This window comes from Flavobacterium sp. XN-5 (assembly GCF_008033395.2).
GTDB classification, from domain to species: Bacteria; Bacteroidota; Bacteroidia; order Flavobacteriales; family Flavobacteriaceae; genus Flavobacterium; species Flavobacterium hiemivividum.
The window spans coordinates 149,436-170,185 of record NZ_VOGZ02000008.1 but is presented as its reverse complement, the minus strand read 5'-3'; the positions used below and the strand labels follow the sequence as shown (position 1 = coordinate 170,185).

Here is a 20,750-nt window from a genome sequence, read left to right as displayed (position 1 = left end):
TCCTGAAGCGGTAATAGTGATTGAACCATCGGTTCCTCCATTACATTTAGGACTTACTATGCCCGCATTTGAAACTACAATCGCTGGCGGTTGAGAAACAACTACTGATCCCGTTGATTTACACCCTTTAGAATCCGTAACCGTCCATTGATAAGTACCAGCTAATGCATTACTAATATCCTGAGTGGATGCTGTAAAATTATTTGGACCTGTCCAAGAATAAGTATATATAGAAGATCCCCCTGTAACGCTAAGATCTACAGAACCAAACCCGCCATTGCAGCTTGGATTTGTTGCTACCGCCGTTCCTTTTGGTCTTCCATCCACGGTAAATTGAATAGGAGCACCAGGGAAATCTTTTAATTCTGATTGTTGTGAATTTCCAGAAGATCTTGTTCTAATAAATAACGTACTTACTGAAAAACAAGGATCTTTTAGAGCTAGTGTATTTTTAAATACCTGCGTCAGATTAATGGCACCTTCGGCCCATTGATTAGGAGCATAGTCGCCCCCTACACCGGTTCCATTTGGATCACTACCGTAAACATCAAACGGAACGTGAGTCATTGTGGTATTATTAGTGATGAATATTTTACCAAGAAATTCTGAATTTGGATGAATCACATATTCAAATCCTCCTCCAGCCTTAGCTGACCATACCCGAATCACGGCATTGGCATCGCCTCCACCGTTAGTAAACTCAATAGTGATCAGAATGTCACCGAGTGTACGACCACCATCTGTTCCTAAACTAGTAAAACCTCCACTACCTCCGGTAACAGATCCATTGGCAGCCATAGTGGCGCCATTTATGGTCATTGATTTTTGCAAAAATTCGAAATCAATATAGCTACTACCGGTAGTAACTTGTCGGTCACCAGCAAATAAACACCATAAGTCAGTGGCTACTCCTCCTGGTAAACTAGGATCACCGTATGAAAAATGGGCTCCAGCATTTTGGATTTCATTTTTGTTGGGCGAATTGCCCGGCCCCCAAGTATATGTATTGGGATTGTCATTTATTTTATTAGATGAAGTAAAGATTGTTAAATCATTTTCATATCTATCCTGCAAGAAGAAAGTTTGTCCAGGATAAAGTAACTCCCCCGTAAAGGGATTAATAACACCATGACCATTAATGTCAGGATGTTGCGCGTCAAATAAATCACCTACAGCTTCATAGCCAGCGGGCATATGGGCATAGGCATCTCCATCAACTCCAGATCCTGATTTAGGTGCTAAAACAGGAACGAATCCTCTTATAGAACCTTGGGCATGAACTGTAGTGTCCGTCATAATAATTGCCAACAAAAGTATAGGCAAAACCAACGATTGGCGCCACGAGTAGTGCCAACGCTTTGATAAAAAATTAATGGTGTCTAGACCATCAATTTTTTTAAAACTTGATTTAAAAAGGAAGTTATTCGTTATAAAGCAACATATTAACGTGCCAAATAATCTATCGAACAACTTCGAAACGGTACTCTTTTTCATAATAATAGTAATTTTACGTCATAAAAAATATATTATATAACTAGTTTATAGATCTGGGAAATAAACTATTAAGAAAAAACAACTTCATAAAAAACATGAAGTGAACCATCATCTAAAGGATATTTTGCTGCTAACAAAAAAGACCTTTTATTACACTACGTAAAGCGTAATAATCGCAGTAGGACAAACTGATAAAAAGTGATTTGGAGGAGTAAAAAATAATAAAACAGGAACAATAATTTTAATTTGAATAGAAAATGGTATTAATAAATTTAAAATTAGATCTAAGTTGTAAAATCAAATCTATAATTTACTAAAAATCATTTATTTAGCGTTTTTTATTGTTAAATCAAAGTTAGGGATTAATAAAAATAAATGGAGGAAGTTTATGCCTATTTAAGGTAACATTCCGTTTAAATCGATAAACAACACGACCAATTAGGAAAGCAATTACAAAAAAAAAACATTAATACTTTTACTCTTGTTAAATAATTGATTAACAGTTTATTAGCTATTTGATTACAAAAAATTTATAACCTCAGAATAGTATTACAGCCTAACCACTAATAATTTTAATAAAAATTCTCATCCCAATTCAACTCTTTTTATCCAACCCTTTTAAATACTGGATACATAGTCCTACAATTGAAAAATTTAGTATAAATAAGAAAACCTTCCATAAACGGAAGGTTTTGTAGTAGGAGTTCCAGATGAATATGTCATCTCTTTTTTATAAGCAACATAAACTCTTTTTAGAATATTGAATTTGTTTTACTTTAAATTCAATGTCTTTTGTCTAAATGAAAAAACCTCCCATAAACGGAAGGTTTGTTTCATTTCGATACGCAATATAAATAGAGATAAGCGATTCACACACTTTTTTGCAGAGCAATCAACACTCTGCTTTAAGAGATCCCGATAGACATCGGGATAAGCGATTCACACGTTTTTTTGCAAAGCAAAAAAGCGGTTCTCTGCTTACATATTTCTTCTATATTGACCACCTACTTCAAATAATGCAGCTGTGATTTGTCCCAAAGAACAAACCTTAGTTGCTTCCATTAAGTGACCAAATAAGTTTTCGTTATTAATTGCGGCTTCTTGAATAGCTGCTAATTGTTGATCCACTTTATCGTGATTGGCTTTATGTAAATTGTCCAACATTGTAATCTGGTATTTTTTCTCCTCTTCAGTTGCTCGAATCACCTCAGCTGGAATTACCGTAGGTGAACCTTTAGAACTCAAGAACGTATTCACTCCAATAATTGGGAATTCCCCTGTATGTTTCAATGTTTCATAATACAAGCTTTCTTCTTGTATTTTAGAACGTTGGTACATGGTTTCCATAGCTCCTAAGACACCACCACGCTCCGTGATTCGGTCAAATTCTAATAATACGGCTGCTTCCACAAGGTCAGTTAATTCTTCAATGATAAAAGCACCTTGAATTGGATTTTCATTTTTGGCTAGGCCTAATTCTTTATTGATAATCAACTGTATAGCCATCGCACGTCGCACTGACTCTTCTGTTGGCGTGGTGATTGCTTCATCATAAGCATTAGTATGCAATGAATTACAGTTATCATAAATCGCGTATAAGGCTTGTAAAGTCGTACGAATATCATTGAAATCAATTTCTTGTGCATGCAAAGATCGTCCTGAGGTTTGAATATGGTATTTCAACATTTGAGCTCTTTCGTTAGCGCCATATTTGTTTTTCATGGCTTTCGCCCAAATTTTACGTGCTACACGACCAATAACTGCATATTCAGGATCTACTCCATTCGAAAAGAAAAACGATAAGTTAGGTCCGAAATCATTAATATTCATTCCCCGGCTTAAATAGTATTCCACATAGGTGAATCCATTAGAAAGTGTGAACGCCAACTGTGTAATTGGATTCGCTCCTGCTTCGGCAATGTGATATCCTGAGATAGAAACCGAATAAAAGTTTCTTACGTTTTTAGTGATGAAATATTCCTGAACGTCACCCATTAATCGCAACGCAAATTCAGTAGAGAAAATACAGGTGTTTTGTGCTTGATCTTCCTTTAAAATATCTGCTTGTACCGTTCCACGAACTTGTGATAATGTTCGCGCTTTAATTTCATTATAAACGTCTAAAGGTAAAACCTGATCTCCAGTTACTCCTAAAAGCATCAATCCTAAACCATCATTTCCAGCAGGTAAATCACCTTGATAATGTGGTCTTTCGACCCCTTTACCTTTATATATAGCATTGATTTTTGCTTCAACTTCTTTTTCTAAACCGTTTTCTTTAATGTAATATTCACATTGCTGATCGATGGCAGCATTCATGAAAAACCCTAATAACATTGGTGCTGGCCCATTAATAGTCATACTCACTGATGTCATGGCATGAACTAAATCAAAACCAGAATATAGTTTTTTAGCATCGTCCAAACAACAAATAGAAACTCCAGCATTCCCTATTTTCCCATAAATATCAGGACGGATGTGAGGGTCATTACCATATAAAGTCACACTATCAAAAGCTGTTGACAATCGTTTTGCTGGTAATCCTGCACTTACATAATGAAAACGTTTGTTTGTTCTTTCTGGTCCTCCTTCACCTGCAAACATACGAGAAGGATCTTCTCCTTCCCTCTTGAATGGATACAATCCAGCAGTATAAGGAAATTCTCCAGGAACATTTTCCTGCAGACACCAACGTAGAATATCACCCCAAGCTTGGTACTTTGGTAAAGCGATTTTCGGGATTTGAGAATGTGAAAGTGACTCCGTATGTGTCGCCATTTTTATTTCTCTATCACGAACTTTAAAAGTATAAACTGGGTTTTTATATTTATTTACTTTTTCATTCCAAGTCAATATTATTTCCCAGTTGTATGGATCTAAATCCATTTTTACTTTATCAAATTGATTCAGCAATAGATTCAAGAATATTTTATTTTCAGCAGCGCCTTGCTTTTCAACTTCAATGGCTGTTGGCAACACAGAAGTATCATCAATTCCAGCTTTAACAATCGCGGGCACTTTTCCGGACACTGACTCCAGTGTTTTGAAAATTCCGTATAATTTTTGCGCTACTTGCTCTTGAGTCACCGCCGTTTCATCATATAGACGATTGCTTTCGGCAATTTCAGACAAGTAACGAGTTCTATGTGGTGGAATTACGAAAATCTTCTCGCTCATTTCACGAGTGATTTCGAAAGTTGACTTCAAATCGGAATTTGTTTTCTCAACAATCTTATCCATAATCGCTTTGTAAAGCGTGTTCATTCCTGGATCATTGAACTGTGAAGCAATGGTTCCAAAAACGGGCATTTCATCAGGATTCACATCCCATAAATTATGATTGCGTTGAAATTGTTTTTTAACATCGCGAATAGCATCTAAAGCGCCACGTTTGTCAAACTTGTTTAATGCCACTAAATCAGCAAAATCAAGCATGTCGATTTTTTCTAATTGGGTTGCAGCACCAAACTCAGGTGTCATAACATATAATGATACATCTGAATGATCCATAATCTCTGTATCCGACTGTCCGATACCAGAAGTCTCTAAAATGATAATGTCGTATTTTGCTGCTTTGATTACTTGGATCGCATCAGCTACATATTTTGATAAGGCCAAATTAGATTGACGCGTTGCCAAAGAACGCATATATACTCTCGGATTATTGATAGCATTCATTCGGATTCTATCTCCTAGCAGCGCTCCTCCTGTTTTTCTTTTTGATGGATCGACAGAAATTAATCCTATTGTTTTTTCTGGAAAATCGATTAGAAAACGACGAACTAACTCATCTACTAAGGAAGATTTCCCCGAACCTCCTGTTCCTGTAATCCCAAGAACTGGCGTTGTACAAGTCACGTTCATTTTATGAATAGCAGCCAAAGCAGGTTTCGCTATTTCAGGAAAATTCTCAGCCGCAGAAATAATTCGCGCGATGGCTGTTGGATTTTTCGACACTAATTGATCCACTTCATTTGTTAGCTTATCTCCTGTTGGAAAATCAGAGCGCTCGACCAAATCATTGATCATTCCTTGTAACCCCATAGAACGACCATCATCTGGTGCGTAAATACGAGTGATTCCGTAGGCTTGCAATTCTTCAATTTCAGAAGGCAGGATTACTCCGCCTCCGCCTCCAAATATCTTAATATGCCCTGCTCCTTTTTCAACAAGCAAATCATACATATATTTAAAATACTCATTATGCCCTCCTTGATAGGACGTCAATGCAATAGCATTTGCATCTTCTTGGATAGCGGTATTCACTACCTCTTCGACACTACGATCGTGACCAAGGTGAATTACTTCAACACCGGTAGATTGAATAATTCTTCTCATGATGTTGATGGCTGCGTCGTGACCATCAAAAAGTGAGGCTGCAGTTACAATTCTTACTTTATTTATAGGAATATATGGCGTTTGTGGTTTCATTTTGAGAATATGATAATTTTAGTGCTGCAATTTACAATTTTTTTTAGTGATTGCCTGACGTTCCTTTCAGTTGTTGATAAAAAAGTAAAAATATTCAATTTGAGCTTGATATTGTAAAAGCTTCATGTGTAAATTCATTCCTTATTTTCTTCGAATCTGAGCCAATTAATGATCAAAAAGCAAAAATAACATGAGTTAGCTTTTATTAAATTTTGACAAGTTTAATTTAATGCCCCAATGCATTGAGATCAAGCGAACCTTTTTTTAAATAAATCCACTAGTTTATTCTCTAAAAGTCAATTTATGGTTTTATATTTGAAGAACTAGGGTTTTCGACTGAAGCCAATTGGCAAGGCAGCCGAAGTAAACTAATAAAACTTTGAATATGAAAAAATTTTTGCTTTTAACAGTAGTGTTTTCACTTTTTGGTTGCGCTGAGATGCAACAAGTCATGAATCAGTTTCCACAGGCTGACGGTACAGGAATGATTAATATTTCGACGGGATTGAAAGAAGCGCTAAACAATGGTATTTCTAAACAGGTAACTAAGCTGACTGCCACTGATGGCTTTTATAGAAATGAGGCAGTTAAAATACTTTTGCCAGAAGAATTAAGAAAAGTTGATGCAGGATTAAGAAGTATTGGTCTTAGCTCTTTGGCCGATGAAGGTCTAAAAGTATTAAATCGTGCCGCAGAAGATGCCGTAAAAGAAGCAACTCCAATATTTGTGGATGCTGTGACCAGCATGTCATTTGCAGACGCTAGAGGAATCTTGATGGGCAATGAAAGCGCAGCAACTAACTACCTACAAAACAGTACCTCTACTGCTTTATACGGAAAATTTAACCCCGTAATAAAAAATTCGTTTACTAAAGTTGGAGCTGACAAAGTGTGGACTAACATCATCACTAAATACAATAGTATTCCACTTGTAAATAAGGTAAATCCTGATTTGACAGATTATGTAACGAATCAAGCAATGAATGGCGTTTTTAAAATGGTGGCTGTCGAAGAGAAAAATATTAGAACAAATCTTAGCGCCAGGACTTCTGTTTTATTGCAAAGAGTTTTTGCAATGCAAGACAAGAAAATGTAATTCTTTTTGCAACTCTCCACGTTGAAAATCACACAAAAAAATAGTGATAAACACAGATATAAAACACTTTCTATTTGTTTATTTTAAGTAAAATGGTTTAGTTTTGATTTTGCTGTTTCATCCAGTATATGAAATAAGAAAATCAAAATTAAACTTTTTTTGTTGCTACAAGAACCAGTGAAATTATAAAACAGAAATTTTAAATTTCGAAAACAACCACTTACAATGCAAAAAATTACGCTACTTATACATTGCGAAGATCAAAAAGGAATTATAGCTACTGTGACTAATTTTATACTGAAAGTAGAAGGAAATATCACCTATTTAGATCAGCATGTTGATGTGGAACAAAATGTGTTTTTTATGCGACTGGAAAGTGAACTCACCAATCCATCTATTAGCCTCGAAGATATAAAAGCCGATTTTCAGCAAACGATTGCCACTGATTTTAATATGTCTTGGGATCTTTATAATAAAGAGATAAAACCAAAAATGGCTTTATTTGTATCCAAATACAATCATTGTTTGTATGATATTTTAGGACGTTATAGCGCCGGAGAATTAAATGTCGAAATTCCGTTGATTATATCCAATCATCAGGACTTAAAACCCATCGCTGATCAATTCCATATTCCGTTTTATCATGTTCCTTTTACCAAGGATAACAAAGCCGGAGGAGAAAAACAACAGATAGAATTACTCAAAAAATACGAGGTGAATTTTATTGTATTAGCCCGTTATATGCAAATTATAACTCCAAATTTGATAGCGCTTTACGAAAATAAAATCATCAACATTCATCATTCCTTTTTACCCGCATTTCCGGGTGCAAAACCGTATCATTCCGCATTTAAAAGAGGCGTAAAAATAATTGGCGCGACCAGTCATTACGTTACTGAGGAATTAGATGAAGGTCCAATTATCGAGCAAGACATCAGCAGGGTTTCACATATCAATTCAGTGGATGATTTTATCATGAAGGGAAAAGACTTGGAGCGCACTGTTTTGGCAAGAGCCATAAAACTGCATTCAGAAAGAAAAGTGATGGTGTATTCTAATAAAACGGTGGTGTTCTATTAATAAAGGGCTATTTCAATTATTTGTTTCGAATACATACATTTTATCTTTATTTCGAAAAGTTACCTTTTTCCAGAAAGGTCCTGCTACTATTTTGGTGGGATACCAATTTCGTCCTTCTTCTGATAAAATAAAAAGGCCTTCCTCTGTTCCTAAAACAATGAATTTGTCCAGTTTTGACTGCAATGGAAACACAGAAACTCCAAAACTATTGTAGATTTCCACACTTAATTGTGCTATATTTCTGGAAACTAAACCGATTTCACTTATTGAAATAATCGAACTTCCATCAAAGATTTTTTCAGAATCAATACCAAGATTATAGCGAGTTATACATTCCAGTATATTTCCGTTGTTATCATAAAAATAGAATGATTTTGCATTCCAGTTGATAAAATTGGCAATTTTTTCAGGTGGTTCCACTTCAATAATAGCTATTTTTCTTTCGATCCAAGCAAAAACTTCACCCAATTTATTATTTGGAATATCAAAAGCAAAATGATAAACAGGAGCTTCGATGTCAGATTGTCTAAAAATCAATTTTGTACTCCCCGCAGCAAACATAATACTGAATTCTGCTCTTGAAATAATTAACAAACCGATAACCTCGCTATAAAAAGCAGCTGTTTTGTCGATGTCATTTGTTAATAATTCGAGCTCTACTATATTCATATCATTATACTAAAAAATGAATTTGTAATGCAAGCACTTAATTCAATAAAATATATCTATACGATAACATACTAAATATAAATACTATAGCTATTTTTAAATACTAGAATGCAGGTTAATGGGAACATCAGTAATTAGCTGACCAAAGATTAAAGTTAAAAAACTTAACTTATGTACAACAAAGTAATAACAAAATCTTAACAACAGTTGGTTCACATTTATACGTTCTTTGCAGAGTAATAAACTGGTTATTTATTATTTGGTTTTGGTTAGTTAAAATCACTGTCGGTATTCATTGAGTACCGGCAGTTTTTATTTGGTACCCTTTAGAAAAGAAAGAACCGCCTCGTTAAAAACATTGGGTTGTTCTACATTTACCACATGACCACAATTAGCCACAACAAATAATTTTGAGGATTTGTAATGACTCTCCACTACTTTTCTCACTGATGGCAAAAACATATAATCTTCTTCACCCATAACATACAGCGTAGGGATATTTAATTCTACCTGACGAAACCATTTAAGTACAGGATTGATTTCAGCTGTTAGTTTAAACCATTTTAGAAATTCTTTATGGTATATTTTTTTTGCCTCATTTATAAAGAGAATACGAGATTGTTTGTGGTTTTTCCTAGGCATGATCACGAAGGCAAAGAATCGATACAACACCAGATAAGGTAAAACGTACTTGAAGGTATTTCCCAATCGCATTAATATTTGAGAGCGAAAATTCATCTTTAAAATCGCACCGCCAAGTATCATACTTTGCACCCTTTGTGGATACATTTCAGCTAATTGTCTAATTAAAATTGTACCTAGCGAAATCCCAACAAAATGTGATTTTTCAATTTTTAGAAAATCCAACACCTCCAAAATATCATTGGCAAGATCCGAAAAAGTATATTTCTGTTTAAATGCCGTTTTTATCGGCGACTTAGAATTGCCATGACCTCTTAAATCCAGTAAAAGCACATTGTACTGCTTTTTAAAATCCCGAATTTGTTTGAACCATATAGACGAACTTCCACCTGCACCATGGACAAAAGTTACCCACTGGGTGCTAGACTGATTTTCGTAAATGATATAATTAAGCACGCTTTTTTTTGCAAAAATAGCACTTTAATTTTAAATCCCAATCTTAACATTTTTTATAGATTACTTTCTAAAAGTATACCGTAAATTTGCAAAAAAATACCACCATGACCGGATTACTGCAAGAGAAAAGTGAAATTGAAAAACTCCAAAGAGAATACAAACTACTTTCTGAATTAAATTTCAATACTGATACTGACCATCTTTCGAAAGTTAAAACCCCTAAAGAAGAATTAATCCTAGAAGAATGTGAAGCATAATACCCTTCTAATTTAAAACCTTCAAAACAGCAAATTTGTCAATAAAAACAGAACCTAAATAATATTAAAAAACTGATGCGCCTAATATAGAAGAAAACAAAGTAGAATTTGTTCCCCTTTTTAACATCAAGACAGGAACAGGAATTGGTTATAAAATTTCATTTCTAGCCTACAGTTTACTTATGTCTCATCCCAATTTACGGAAGCCAGCAATAGCAAAACAGATATCAATGATAACACCTACGGGATATTTGGAGAAATCCCTGCTTATTATGTAGCCGATTTTTCTGCATCTTACAAATGGAAAAAATGGAAACTCGAAGCGGGTGTGACTAACTTCACCAACAACAGCTATTTTACTCATAGAGCGACAGGATATCCAGGACCAGGAATTATTCCTTCAGACACTAGAACTTTTTATACAACATTTGAGTTTGTATTTTAGAAGTATAAAAATCATTATGGTTAAAATCAATCATTTAGCGTTTGATAATAATTAAATCAAACCACTAGCAGGTTAAGCTAAATCTACTAGTGGATTTCTTATATAATTAAAGTAATAGAGAATGCTTGAAAAGACAGGCACCACAAGCATCAGTATGGCTTTACAAGCGAAACTAATTTGGGTAAAACTTATCTTATCGAGCAAGCTTCATTTAAAAAGTTCTTCTATTTCACAAAATAGCTATTCCCTTTTTTTGTTGGAAAAACCACTACATCATTTGCTTTTGCCTTAAGCGAAACTTTTTTACCATTCGAGTGATATACCGCCATATTTAAAGGTAATTTCAGATAGCAATCAGCCTCATTTTTAGAAATAATTTCCCCTTTTTTTAATTTGGAATTGTCCCATTCAAAATTTACTTCAAAACCATTTCTGGCCTGCATTCCTTTTACGCTTCCTTGGCTCCATTCCGCACTTTCAGGAAGTGCTGGCAAAAAATGAATTCTTGAATTCTGACCATTACTTTGCAAAAGCATTTCGGCAATGGCAGCTGTACCGCCAAAATTTCCATCGATTTGAAAAGGAGGATGCGCACAAAAAAGATTTGGATAAGTTCCCGCGCCAGTAGCGGTGTATTTATTAGCATCTTGCTTAAAAGCAGGAGTCAACAATCCTTTTAAAACTTTTAAAGCATGGTTTCCATCGCCTAATCTTGCCCAGAAATTAACCTTCCAAGCTCTTGACCAACCCGTGCCTTCGTCTCCTCTTCGCACTAATGTTTTACGAGCTGCCTCCATCATTTCGGGAGTCTCGGCAGCATTAATTTCGTCAAAAGGATAAAGTCCGTACAACTGTGACACATGGCGATGTGTTATTTCGGTCTCGTCATAATCTCTTAGCCACTCTTGTACAATTCCAGTCTTTGGACTGATTTGATTTGGTGCTAAGCGGCCTCGGACCTTTTCTAAAGTAGATACAAAATCAGCGTCAACACCTAATAAATTAGCCGCTGTAATAGTATTTGTAAACAATTCACGACCTATTTGCATATCCATAGTCGGACCCATCGTTGTTTGGCCTATAAAACCTTCTGCTGTTTTATAAGAATTCTCAGGAGAGTTAGAAGGTGCTGTAACCCACCATTTTGTTTTTGGGTCTTCGATCAAAATGTCGTTATAAAATTGTGAAGCTCCTTTTAAAACCGGATAAATTTGTTTCAGCACTTCCTTATTAGGATTGTATAAATAATGTTGCCACAAATGCTCACACAACCAAGCTCCTCCTGATAATGTTGATCCCCAATCAGCTCCTTCGCCTGGGGCAGTAAATTTCCACGGATTTGCAACTACATGAGCAACCCAACCATCTGCATTATAATACGCTTTGGCCGTTTTCTCGCCAGGTTTAACCAGTTGCTTTGTAAACTCCACTAAAGGCTTGTGACAATCCGATAAATTAGTTACCTCAGCGGGCCAGTAATTCATTTGTAAATTTATATTTAGATGGTAATCGCCGTTCCAAGGTGCCTGATATTCTTCGGCCCAAAGTCCTTGTAAATTAGCGGGCAATCCACCTGGACGTGAAGACGAAATCAATAAATACCTACCAAAATTAAAATATAGCGCAGGCAAACTAACATCACTTTCTCCTTTTGAATAACGAATCAAACGCTTTGCTGTAGATAGATTTGCAATTGATTCATTTTGTTTTGCAGTAAATTCTAGTTTACAACGATTATAATAAGATTGATAATCTGCAATATGTCTTCCTCTTAATTTTTTCCATGAAAGTTTACTAGCGGTATTCACCGCTTTTTGCACAACTCCTAAAGGATCTTCTCCTCGTTTTTCAACGGTAGGCCAATTTAAATCGGTAGCAGCGCTAAGAATTATGATACACTCCGAACTCGCCGTCACTTTTATACTGCTATTCTTTGTTTCTAATTTTCCATTTGTAGGCAATACTTTTGCAAATCCCGCAAAACGGATTCCAAGTTCTCCGTTTCCACCTGGCAACTGCCCAGTCATGGTAATGTTATTTCCTGCTGCAGAAAATTGAGCATGCTCTTTCCTGCTTAGCAAAATCTTAAAATTTAAGGCATTAGGTTTATCGGCAGTAAGGCGAACAACAATTACGTTATCGGCCCCACTGCTTAAAACTTCTTCTTTAAAAGTAATCCCGTTTTTTTTCCATTGGGTCACAGCCGTAGCATTATTTAGGTTTAATACTCTTTTATAATCTGTAACAACTCCGGTAGAATCTTGCCAATTAATCAGTAAGTCGGCAAAGATTTGATAGCTTCCGTATTTTGCATTTGCGCCATTACCAAATGCCGTCCCTTGTCCAGCACTAACAAAATATTTTTGCAGCAAATTCTAAGCTTCTTTATTTTTGTCTTCTTTGAGCAATCGTTGAATTTCAGCTAAATGCTGAGAAGCATCATCTCTGTTGGGGTTTTCGATCCCACCAGACCACATTGAAATTTCATTTAATGCAATTCGTTCCTTATTAGGATTTCCATAAACCATGGCTCCCAATCTACCATTACCCAAAGGTATTGTTTGGGTAAAATGTGTTGCTGGTGAATCGAATTTAATTTCCTGATCTGTTTGAGCGTGAATCCAACTAATCGACACAAAAAAAACTAATAAATAAAGAGTTAGATTTTGCATTTCTTAAACTATATTTTCTTTAGGCGAAACAATTTTGTTTCGTGACTTAACACTTTTCCATCCCATTTCTTTCCTTTTCCAATAACTTTGTGCTGCCATACATCTCTTATTTCGTAGTTTCCTGTTAATCCTAATTCAGCAAAATTGAAATTGGCTTTTTGAGTATTATCAGCACGATTCAAAATTGCAACTGCAAAATCTCCATTGGATAACGGTTTTACAAAAACACTCCATTTTTCGTTCTTTACTTTACTTACCGCTTGTTTACCAAGAACATCCTGATTTATAGCAATCACTTCAGTATTTAACAAAATCCGTTTCGTTTCCGCATTCATTTTTCGCAGATCGTTAGTAGCAGCCAAAGGCGAGTTCATAATACTCCAAAGACTCATTTGACTTTGGTATTCTGCATCCGTGCAACCAGTACCACCCAGAGCACCCGAAGGCCCTTCTTTACCATAAAGTCCAACTACTAGCATATCCATGTCATTCCAGTGACCTGGTCCCGCATAAACAGCATGATCCTGCGTATAATCGACAATATCAAGTATTCCCGCACCAGTTGTATGTAGATCACTTTGTTTTTCTGCTGGTTTTAGACTTTTCCATTTATCTCTTACATCTGCAGTAGTACGCCACAACTGACCTCCTGCTTGAGCACCCCAAAGCCACGGCTTACGGTCACCCCATTCACAGATTCCAAAAGCGATATCACGACCGCTATTTCTTAAGGCATCGCCCATTTTTTTATAACGAGTTTTGGCAATTTCCATATCATCAGGAGCGCCACAATAATCGTACTTTAAATAATCAACTCCCCAAGACGCAAAAGTTTTGGCATCCTGTTCTTCAAAATTCAAACTGGCAGTATAACCCGCACAAGTAAGCGGTGCAGCATCCGAATAAATACCTAATTTCAACCCTTTGCTGTGCACATAATCAGCCAGCGCTTTTATTCCAGATGGAAATTTAACTGGATCTGGAATCATATTATTCTTGTTGTCTCGGCCTCCTTGCCATCCATCATCAATAAATAAATGATCATAACCTGCTTCTAGCATACCGCTACTCACCATGGCATCGGCCATTTCGCGAAGATCTTTTTCGTTAAAATTATCGGCAAAATAGTTCCAGGTCATCCATCCCATAGGAGGAGTTGGAGCCAATATTGAACCATTACTGGATTTCGTCTGAGAATTTACATTAGCGCTAACAAACAAAAGTGCAGCTGCAATAAGACTAATACATTTTTTTTTCATTATTAAACATTGTTAAATGAAAATACAACTATTATAAGTTGGGTTTCATAGATTTTATACAAAAATTAAATACAAATTATTCTACTACTATTTCGTCAGCAAACAACCATCCTGGTTTTCCTTCTCCATTATGTCCTTTAGGAAGTGCAGGTATAATCTTTGCCGTTATTCTAACGAACTTAGCTTTTTGAGCTACAAAGTTTGTTGTGAAATTATGGATTGCTGCAGGCTCATTGCTTTTTTCCAATGGCAATTCACTTTGTCCCACTTCTTTATAGTTTATTCCGTCTGTAGAGATTTCGAATTTAACTGCTGTTGGAAAAAATATCCAGTCTACTTTATTTTGCAAACATCCCAAAGCCAATTTGCTCACAGTAGTAGTCTCTCCTAAATCGATGGTTGCCACCATATCTTTAGCATAAAACCCATGCCAATATTTTGTCACATTGAATGTACCTCTTACTCCATCAGTTAGACTGTTGTCTCCATTAGCCTTATAAGCACTACTAGGTTTGTTCAAATAGTTTACGTTTTTCCCTGACGCTTTATGAATTGCGAAATCTAATTTAGAAGGAATTCCGTTTGCTACTTTTCCGTCATAAACGGATACAGCTCTAACCGCCGCCGTTTTTTTAATTGTAAATGGCGCATCATATTTAATACTATTATTATTTGGATCACTTCCGTCCAATGTATAGAAAATCTCACTTCCTACTACCTCAGATGCTAAAGCAACTGTAAGTTGTCCGTTTTCTACTTTAGGAGTAATTTCAATTTTATTACTTCCTTCAGAATAATGCAATCCTTTTTGTTGAAAACCGCGATAATGCCATTTCAGTCTTTGGTTGAAACTCGTCCAATCTTTTGCCGCAGCAGGACTCCAAACTACTTCGGCCAAAGCCAACATTCGAGGCAAAACCATATATTCCACTCCTTCGTTTGTAGTAATATACTCTGTCCACAAATTAGCTTGTGCGCCAAGAATATACTTTCTGTTTTCAATAGGTAATTCTTTAGGAATAGGTTCGTAATCATACACTTTTCTCAAAGTATTCATCCCGCCAATGGCTAATGGTTCACCATCAGGACCTGCTTGATAGTGATCAAAATATACTGGATTACCAGGAGTCATCACCACTTCATGGTGCATTTTGGCTGCTTCTATTCCGCCTTTTTCTCCTCTCCAGCTCATTACAACCGCTTCTGGTGCCAGTCCGCCTTCAAGAATTTCATCCCAGCCAATCATTTTTCTTTTCTTGCTGACAATAAACTTTTCAATTCTCTTGATGAAATAACTTTGCAGCTCTTCCTCTGTTTTCAGATTTTCGGTCTTCATTCTCGCTTGACATTTTGGACAACTTTTCCACGAGCTTTTATCGACTTCGTCTCCTCCAATGTGTATGTATTGAGATGGAAAAAGCGCCATCACTTCTGTTAATACATCTTCATTGAACTGAAATACATTTTCATTTCCTGGACAATAATTGCTAGACATATCCGTATAATCACCTCCTGTTAAAGGCAATTGGAATTTTTGATTGCAACTCAATTCAGGATAAGAAGCTATTGCCGAAGCCACGTGTCCTGGCATCTCGATTTCTGGGACGATATTAACGCCTCTTGCTGTAGCAAATTTGACAACTTCTTTAATTTCTTCCTGAGTGTAATATCCTCCATAAGTAAGTTCTTCACCTGCTTTTGCTTGCGGACGTTTGGCCCAAATTTTATCATTTTGATCTACTCTCCAAGCTCCAATTTCTGTCAGTTTTGGGTATTTTTTAATTTCGATACGCCAGCCTTGATCATCAACTAAATGCCAATGAAAAGTGTTCATTTTATAATAAGCCAATAGCTCAATATATTCTTTTACCATGTCAACCGTAAAGAAATGGCGACTTACATCTAAGTGCATCCCACGCCATTTAAAACGAGGATAATCCTTTATTTGCATGCTAGGTATTTTTAAGATTGCATTGGTACGCACTTGTGGCAGCACCTGAAACAAACTCTGAATACCATAAATCAAACCTTTGTTTGTGTTTGCAGTAATTCGAACTTCACTTGAACTAACATTCAATAAATAACCTTCCTCTCCAATTTCCTCTGTAGGACTAATTTTGAATGCTATCTTTTTCCCTTTGCCTTTATTCTGGGGTAAATTAATACCCGAAATTTTACTGATCCCTGCTGATAAAAAATCGGCAGTGGCTTTTAAATCTTTATCCGATTTTTTAAAACTTATACTCGTTGTATTATCGACAATAAAACTACCCTTATCAATTTGGATACTAACTGGTTGCGGAATAATAGATACTTTTTGCTGTGCCAAAAGCAGGCAGGGCAATAACAATGCAGCTAAAATTATTTTTTTCATATTTATTTACTATTTAATCTGGCAATCATAATACTGCCTTAGGTTTATAACTTTTTATTAAAAGAGAAATCGATAAAAAAAAGGGCTCTCCATAATTTTATTATTTTTATCTATGGCGTTTCATCAGGCATAGGAACTTGTTTTCCGGTGCTTTTGAAATTCGGCATTGGCGCTTTATTTTTTCTTAATTCATTAGAAAGAATCGAAGCAAGTTCTTTTACCTTATCAGGATTCACAGCAGAAAGATTATTATTCTCACCTATATCATCGTTCAAATTGTACAATTCCTTCTTACCGGTTCTCATGCTGTAAACCATTTTCCAATCACCTTTACGGATCGCACTATAGAAGTTAATTCCAGGCCCGTCTACTCCTCTCCAATTGTGCGGTGAATGCCAAATTAATGACCTGCTATTGTCTACGAAGTTTGGGTTTTTCAAAATAGGAAGAAACGATTGTCCGTCAACTTCTTGTATCGTTTTATACTTTTTAAGCTGCGCCATTTGCAATATTGTAGGGAAAAAGTCTTCAATAATAACATATTGATTTGCTACTGTTTCCGGCTTTACTACACCTGGCCATTTTACAATCATAGGTTCACGAATACCACCTTCATACACAGATCCTTTTCCTGCTTTTAAAGGTAAATTATGTGTGTTCTCAATACCGCCACGAGGAGGGACAAGACTTAAACCACCATTATCACTCATGAAAATGACAATCGTATTCTTGTCTACTGCTTTTTTCTTCAGGTAATCCATTATATCACCTAAACTTTTATCCATTCCTTCAAGTAACGAAGCATATTTAGCTTCAATTGGATCTACTCCAGCGTCTAGGTATTTTTGCTCAAAACGCTTGTCGCCCATTATAGGATCATGAACCGCATAGTGAGCCATATGTAGAAAGAAAGGCTGCTTGTTTTCAATTGGAAACTCTAATGATTTTATAGCTTCCAATGTTAATGCTTCGGTCAAAAAAGTGTCTGAACCATAATATTCTTGTAAATCAGGAACCGCTTGAACACTGGCTTTCCCCGGAATATTTCCGTAATTATCGGTAGCCAAATAACTCTGTGGATGGCCTGCTGAATGACCAGAAATATTTACCATAAATCCTAAATTGTAAGGATTAGCACCCGGAGTACCCATAGAGCCCCAATGCGCTTTACCTACATGCGCTGTAAAATATCCTGCATCTTTCAGTAATTGCGGAAATGGCGTCGCATAAGCTGTGTTCGAAATACTTGGCACAGAACTCAAACCATTCATATTCCAAGACATCGGCTCCATTTGTTGGTCTTTACTCTCTGAATTATTGTCTTTGTATGGCGAAGTCCAGTTAGTAATTCCGTGTTTTGTAACATTCATTCCCGTTAATAAACTGGAGCGTGAAGGAGTGCAAACTGGCGTAGCATAAGCATTGGTAAATTTCATCCCTTCTTTGGCTAATCGCTCCATATTAGGCGTATGATACCTTTTATTGAATTCAGTGGTTTTTGTCCAAAATGGCACAGAAGTATCCTGCCAACCCATGTCATCCACAAGAAAAACGACAATATTGGGTCTTGTATTTTCTTTGCTTTTTGATGATTGAGCAAATACACTGACAGAAAATAATAACGAAGTCAGTAAACCGAGGTAAAGCTGCTCTTTTTTGCGTAAAATTTTGAGTGTAAAATTCATTTTTCTTTTAAATTAGTTGGTTCTCAACAAAATACGTAATTCGTATTACTAAGTATATTATTTCGAATGGAATAAGTCACTTGCTTCTAAATTTTTCCAATTAGCTTGCGAAGCCGACTTCCACTTGATGTCAATCGTTTCATTTGCTTTTGAATTTTTCAGTAAATACACCGAAACTGGATGATATCCCGCTTTTAAGAAAACTTCCGCAGTCAATTCTGCGCCAGCTTGGTATCCAAAGTCGGCATCAAATAAATTAGCTTGGTGAAAACGCACAAAAGCTTTGCTAGATGTTTTCATCGAAAAACTGTATTTCCCGTCTGTGGGAACTTTCACAAAACCAGTATACAGAAACATTCCTTTTTTCTTTGTTGATTTGGCGTCGCTTATTGATTTGCTAATTTTTTGTTTTTTAGCTTTCAATCCATCTGTAGCCACTACCCAAGGAAAATCTCCTTCAAAGAATTGTTGAACAACTCCAGATGCAACTTTCGCCGATACTTCTGCCGCCGGAATTAATGCGGTATCATAAGGACGAGGCGCTTCAGTATCAGCACGTCTTAGCTGTAAAACAGCAGCCTTCATTTGCTGTTGCATTTTTTCGAAACCCGATTTTGAAGCAAGATTTTTTAACTCTCTCGGATCTTTTACAATGTCGTAGATTTCGAAGTCGTCGGCTGCCGATTTAATATCATAGCGAGCTCCTTTGTAATCACCCATTCTAATTATTTGCATTTGTCCGCGTTTCTGACCTCTGTGTGAAGGATCAAATTCTTTAAAATTAGGTGTTCTACCTTCCCCTTCATATTCTATATAAACTAGGCTTTCTTTTTGTTTTCCTTTCGAAGTCATTGAAGGTAACAATGAAACTCCATCAGTTCTTGCGGGCGCCGGAATTCCAGCCATATCTGCAAAAGTAGCCATCCAGTCAGATAACATTGATGGTGTAGCAATCACTTTTCCTGCTTCAATATGTTTAGGCCAAGTAGCTAAAACTGGCATACGAACACCGCCTTCTAAAACATCTCTTTTAATCCCTTCAAAAGTAGCATTACTTGAAAAGAAGGTAGGCTCAAAACCAACGTACTTAGCTGGTAGGTAAGACTCCACAGCCGCGCCGTTATCAGATGAAAACACGACTAAGGTATTTTCGTCAATTTTTAAATCTTTTAATAATTGAAGAATATCACCCACTCCATCATCGATACGACGGTTAGCCGTAGCGTAACGCTTGTAAGTATCAGGCCATGAAACTTCTTTTGTACTTGGATTATTATCGTGATCGTAAGTCGCGTTAGCATATTCAGAATACACGAAGCTATCTGGAACACCTGTAGCGGTGTTGATCATGTGTCCTTTCTTTCCTGTGTATTGTACTCCCCCGTTTAAACCTAAGCCTTTTGGATAATCTTGAGTAGGTAATTCTAGTACTGCATGTGGTGCATCATAAGCGAGATACATAAAAAACGGCTTGTCAGCCTCTTTTCCTTTGGTGTGATCTACAATTTGTTTTTTAGCGACAGCCGTCCACAAATCTGTAGTATAACATTTTTCAAGTCCATCAGCTACATCGACATAATTATCATAAACTTCTTTTTTACCGCGATATATTCCTTCATAAGGATAATGTTCGTGACCATCCATGTGACGGATGTATCCATAATAAGAATCGAAACCTCTTTTTAAGGGATGTGACGGCCAGTAAGGCGCCGCTTTTTCTTCTCCCTGTAATCCCCATTTACCTATTGCCATGGTTTGATAACCCGCTTGTTGAAGAACGGTTCCCACTGTATGATTATCCTCAAGTGCTTTATCGAACTGGTTGTTTCTAACATGCGCGTTTCCTTGGTTTGTCCCTGTTAACAGCGAACCTCTGGAAGGCGCACAAACTGGTGCATTACAATATTGTTGGGTAAAAATAGCTCCCGATGCTGCCATCTGGTCTAAGTATGGAGTGATTTGGTACGGTTTTGAACGATCAGCACTTTTCATTCTTTCATTTTGAAAAAACACACCTACATCGCCATATCCCATATCATCTACTAAAATGTAGATAATATTTGGCTTTTGTTGTCCAAAACTTTTTAAGGCGAAACAGCCTATTAATAGCATCGAAAATATTCTTTTCATCTCTAGATTTATCTTTTAAAATTATTTTTCTATTCTTTATATAGTTATTAAAATAAATGA

General features: G+C 36.3%; 12 protein-coding genes and 1 pseudogene. 3 read left to right on the top strand and 10 right to left on the bottom strand.

From position 1 onward, the window contains the following. The coding region (locus FQU23_RS13640; protein WP_147674312.1) for a SprB repeat-containing protein at positions 1-1,494 on the bottom strand (1,494 nt) is incomplete at its 3' end. Between the two features lie 978 nt (positions 1,495-2,472). Next, positions 2,473-5,925 carry a methylmalonyl-CoA mutase family protein gene (locus FQU23_RS13635; protein ID WP_147674311.1) on the bottom strand — a complete coding sequence of 1,151 codons (3,453 nt, stop codon included), beginning with the start codon at positions 5,923-5,925 and terminating at the stop codon, positions 2,473-2,475. A 385-nt stretch (positions 5,926-6,310) separates the two neighbouring features. On the opposite strand from FQU23_RS13635, the gene FQU23_RS13630 reads away from it, so the two are divergent. Continuing rightward, positions 6,311-7,021: a DUF4197 domain-containing protein gene (locus FQU23_RS13630; protein ID WP_147674310.1), complete on the top strand. Its 711-nt coding sequence runs from the start codon at positions 6,311-6,313 to the stop codon at positions 7,019-7,021. A 225-nt stretch (positions 7,022-7,246) separates the two neighbouring features. Continuing rightward, complete coding sequence (gene purU / locus FQU23_RS13625; protein ID WP_147674309.1) at positions 7,247-8,101, top strand: formyltetrahydrofolate deformylase; 855 nt, start codon at positions 7,247-7,249, stop codon at positions 8,099-8,101. 12 nt (positions 8,102-8,113) lie between these two features. On the opposite strand, the gene FQU23_RS13620 is transcribed toward purU, so the two are convergent. Both FQU23_RS13620 and FQU23_RS13615 read right to left on the bottom strand, forming a co-directional pair. Next, positions 8,114-8,770: a VOC family protein gene (locus FQU23_RS13620; protein WP_147674308.1), complete on the bottom strand. Its 657-nt coding sequence runs from the start codon at positions 8,768-8,770 to the stop codon at positions 8,114-8,116. Between the two features lie 312 nt (positions 8,771-9,082). Then, on the bottom strand, positions 9,083-9,868 hold the full coding sequence (locus tag FQU23_RS13615; RefSeq protein ID WP_147674307.1) for an alpha/beta fold hydrolase: 786 nt from the start codon (positions 9,866-9,868) through the stop codon (positions 9,083-9,085). 104 nt (positions 9,869-9,972) lie between these two features. On the opposite strand from FQU23_RS13615, the gene FQU23_RS13610 reads away from it, so the two are divergent. Next, positions 9,973-10,125, top strand: a complete 153-nt coding sequence (locus FQU23_RS13610; protein WP_165425773.1) for a hypothetical protein — start codon at positions 9,973-9,975, stop codon at positions 10,123-10,125. A 669-nt stretch (positions 10,126-10,794) separates the two neighbouring features. On the opposite strand, the gene FQU23_RS16410 is transcribed toward FQU23_RS13610, so the two are convergent. The 6 genes and pseudogenes from FQU23_RS16410 to FQU23_RS13580 form a co-directional block, all read right to left on the bottom strand. Continuing rightward, on the bottom strand, positions 10,795-11,106 hold the full coding sequence (locus FQU23_RS16410; RefSeq protein WP_410503918.1) for a glycoside hydrolase family 95-like protein: 312 nt from the start codon (positions 11,104-11,106) through the stop codon (positions 10,795-10,797). 6 nt (positions 11,107-11,112) lie between these two features. After that, positions 11,113-13,242: pseudogene (locus tag FQU23_RS13600) on the bottom strand (glycosyl hydrolase family 95 catalytic domain-containing protein); the annotation flags it as partial. A gap of 8 nt (positions 13,243-13,250) precedes the next feature. Next, entirely contained in the window at positions 13,251-14,501 is a 1,251-nt protein-coding gene (locus FQU23_RS13595; protein ID WP_147674306.1) for a glycoside hydrolase family 27 protein, read from the bottom strand. Between the two features lie 76 nt (positions 14,502-14,577). After that, on the bottom strand, positions 14,578-16,875 hold the full coding sequence (locus FQU23_RS13590) for a glycoside hydrolase family 20 protein (RefSeq protein ID WP_147674305.1): 2,298 nt from the start codon (positions 16,873-16,875) through the stop codon (positions 14,578-14,580). A 110-nt stretch (positions 16,876-16,985) separates the two neighbouring features. Then, a complete protein-coding gene (locus tag FQU23_RS13585; protein ID WP_147674304.1) occupies positions 16,986-18,560 on the bottom strand; it encodes a sulfatase in 1,575 nt (524 codons plus the stop codon). Positions 18,561-18,617: 57 nt separating this feature from the next. Continuing rightward, positions 18,618-20,690, bottom strand: coding sequence for an arylsulfatase (locus FQU23_RS13580; RefSeq protein ID WP_147674303.1), 2,073 nt, complete (start codon positions 20,688-20,690; stop codon positions 18,618-18,620). Positions 20,691-20,750 lie beyond the last annotated feature (60 nt).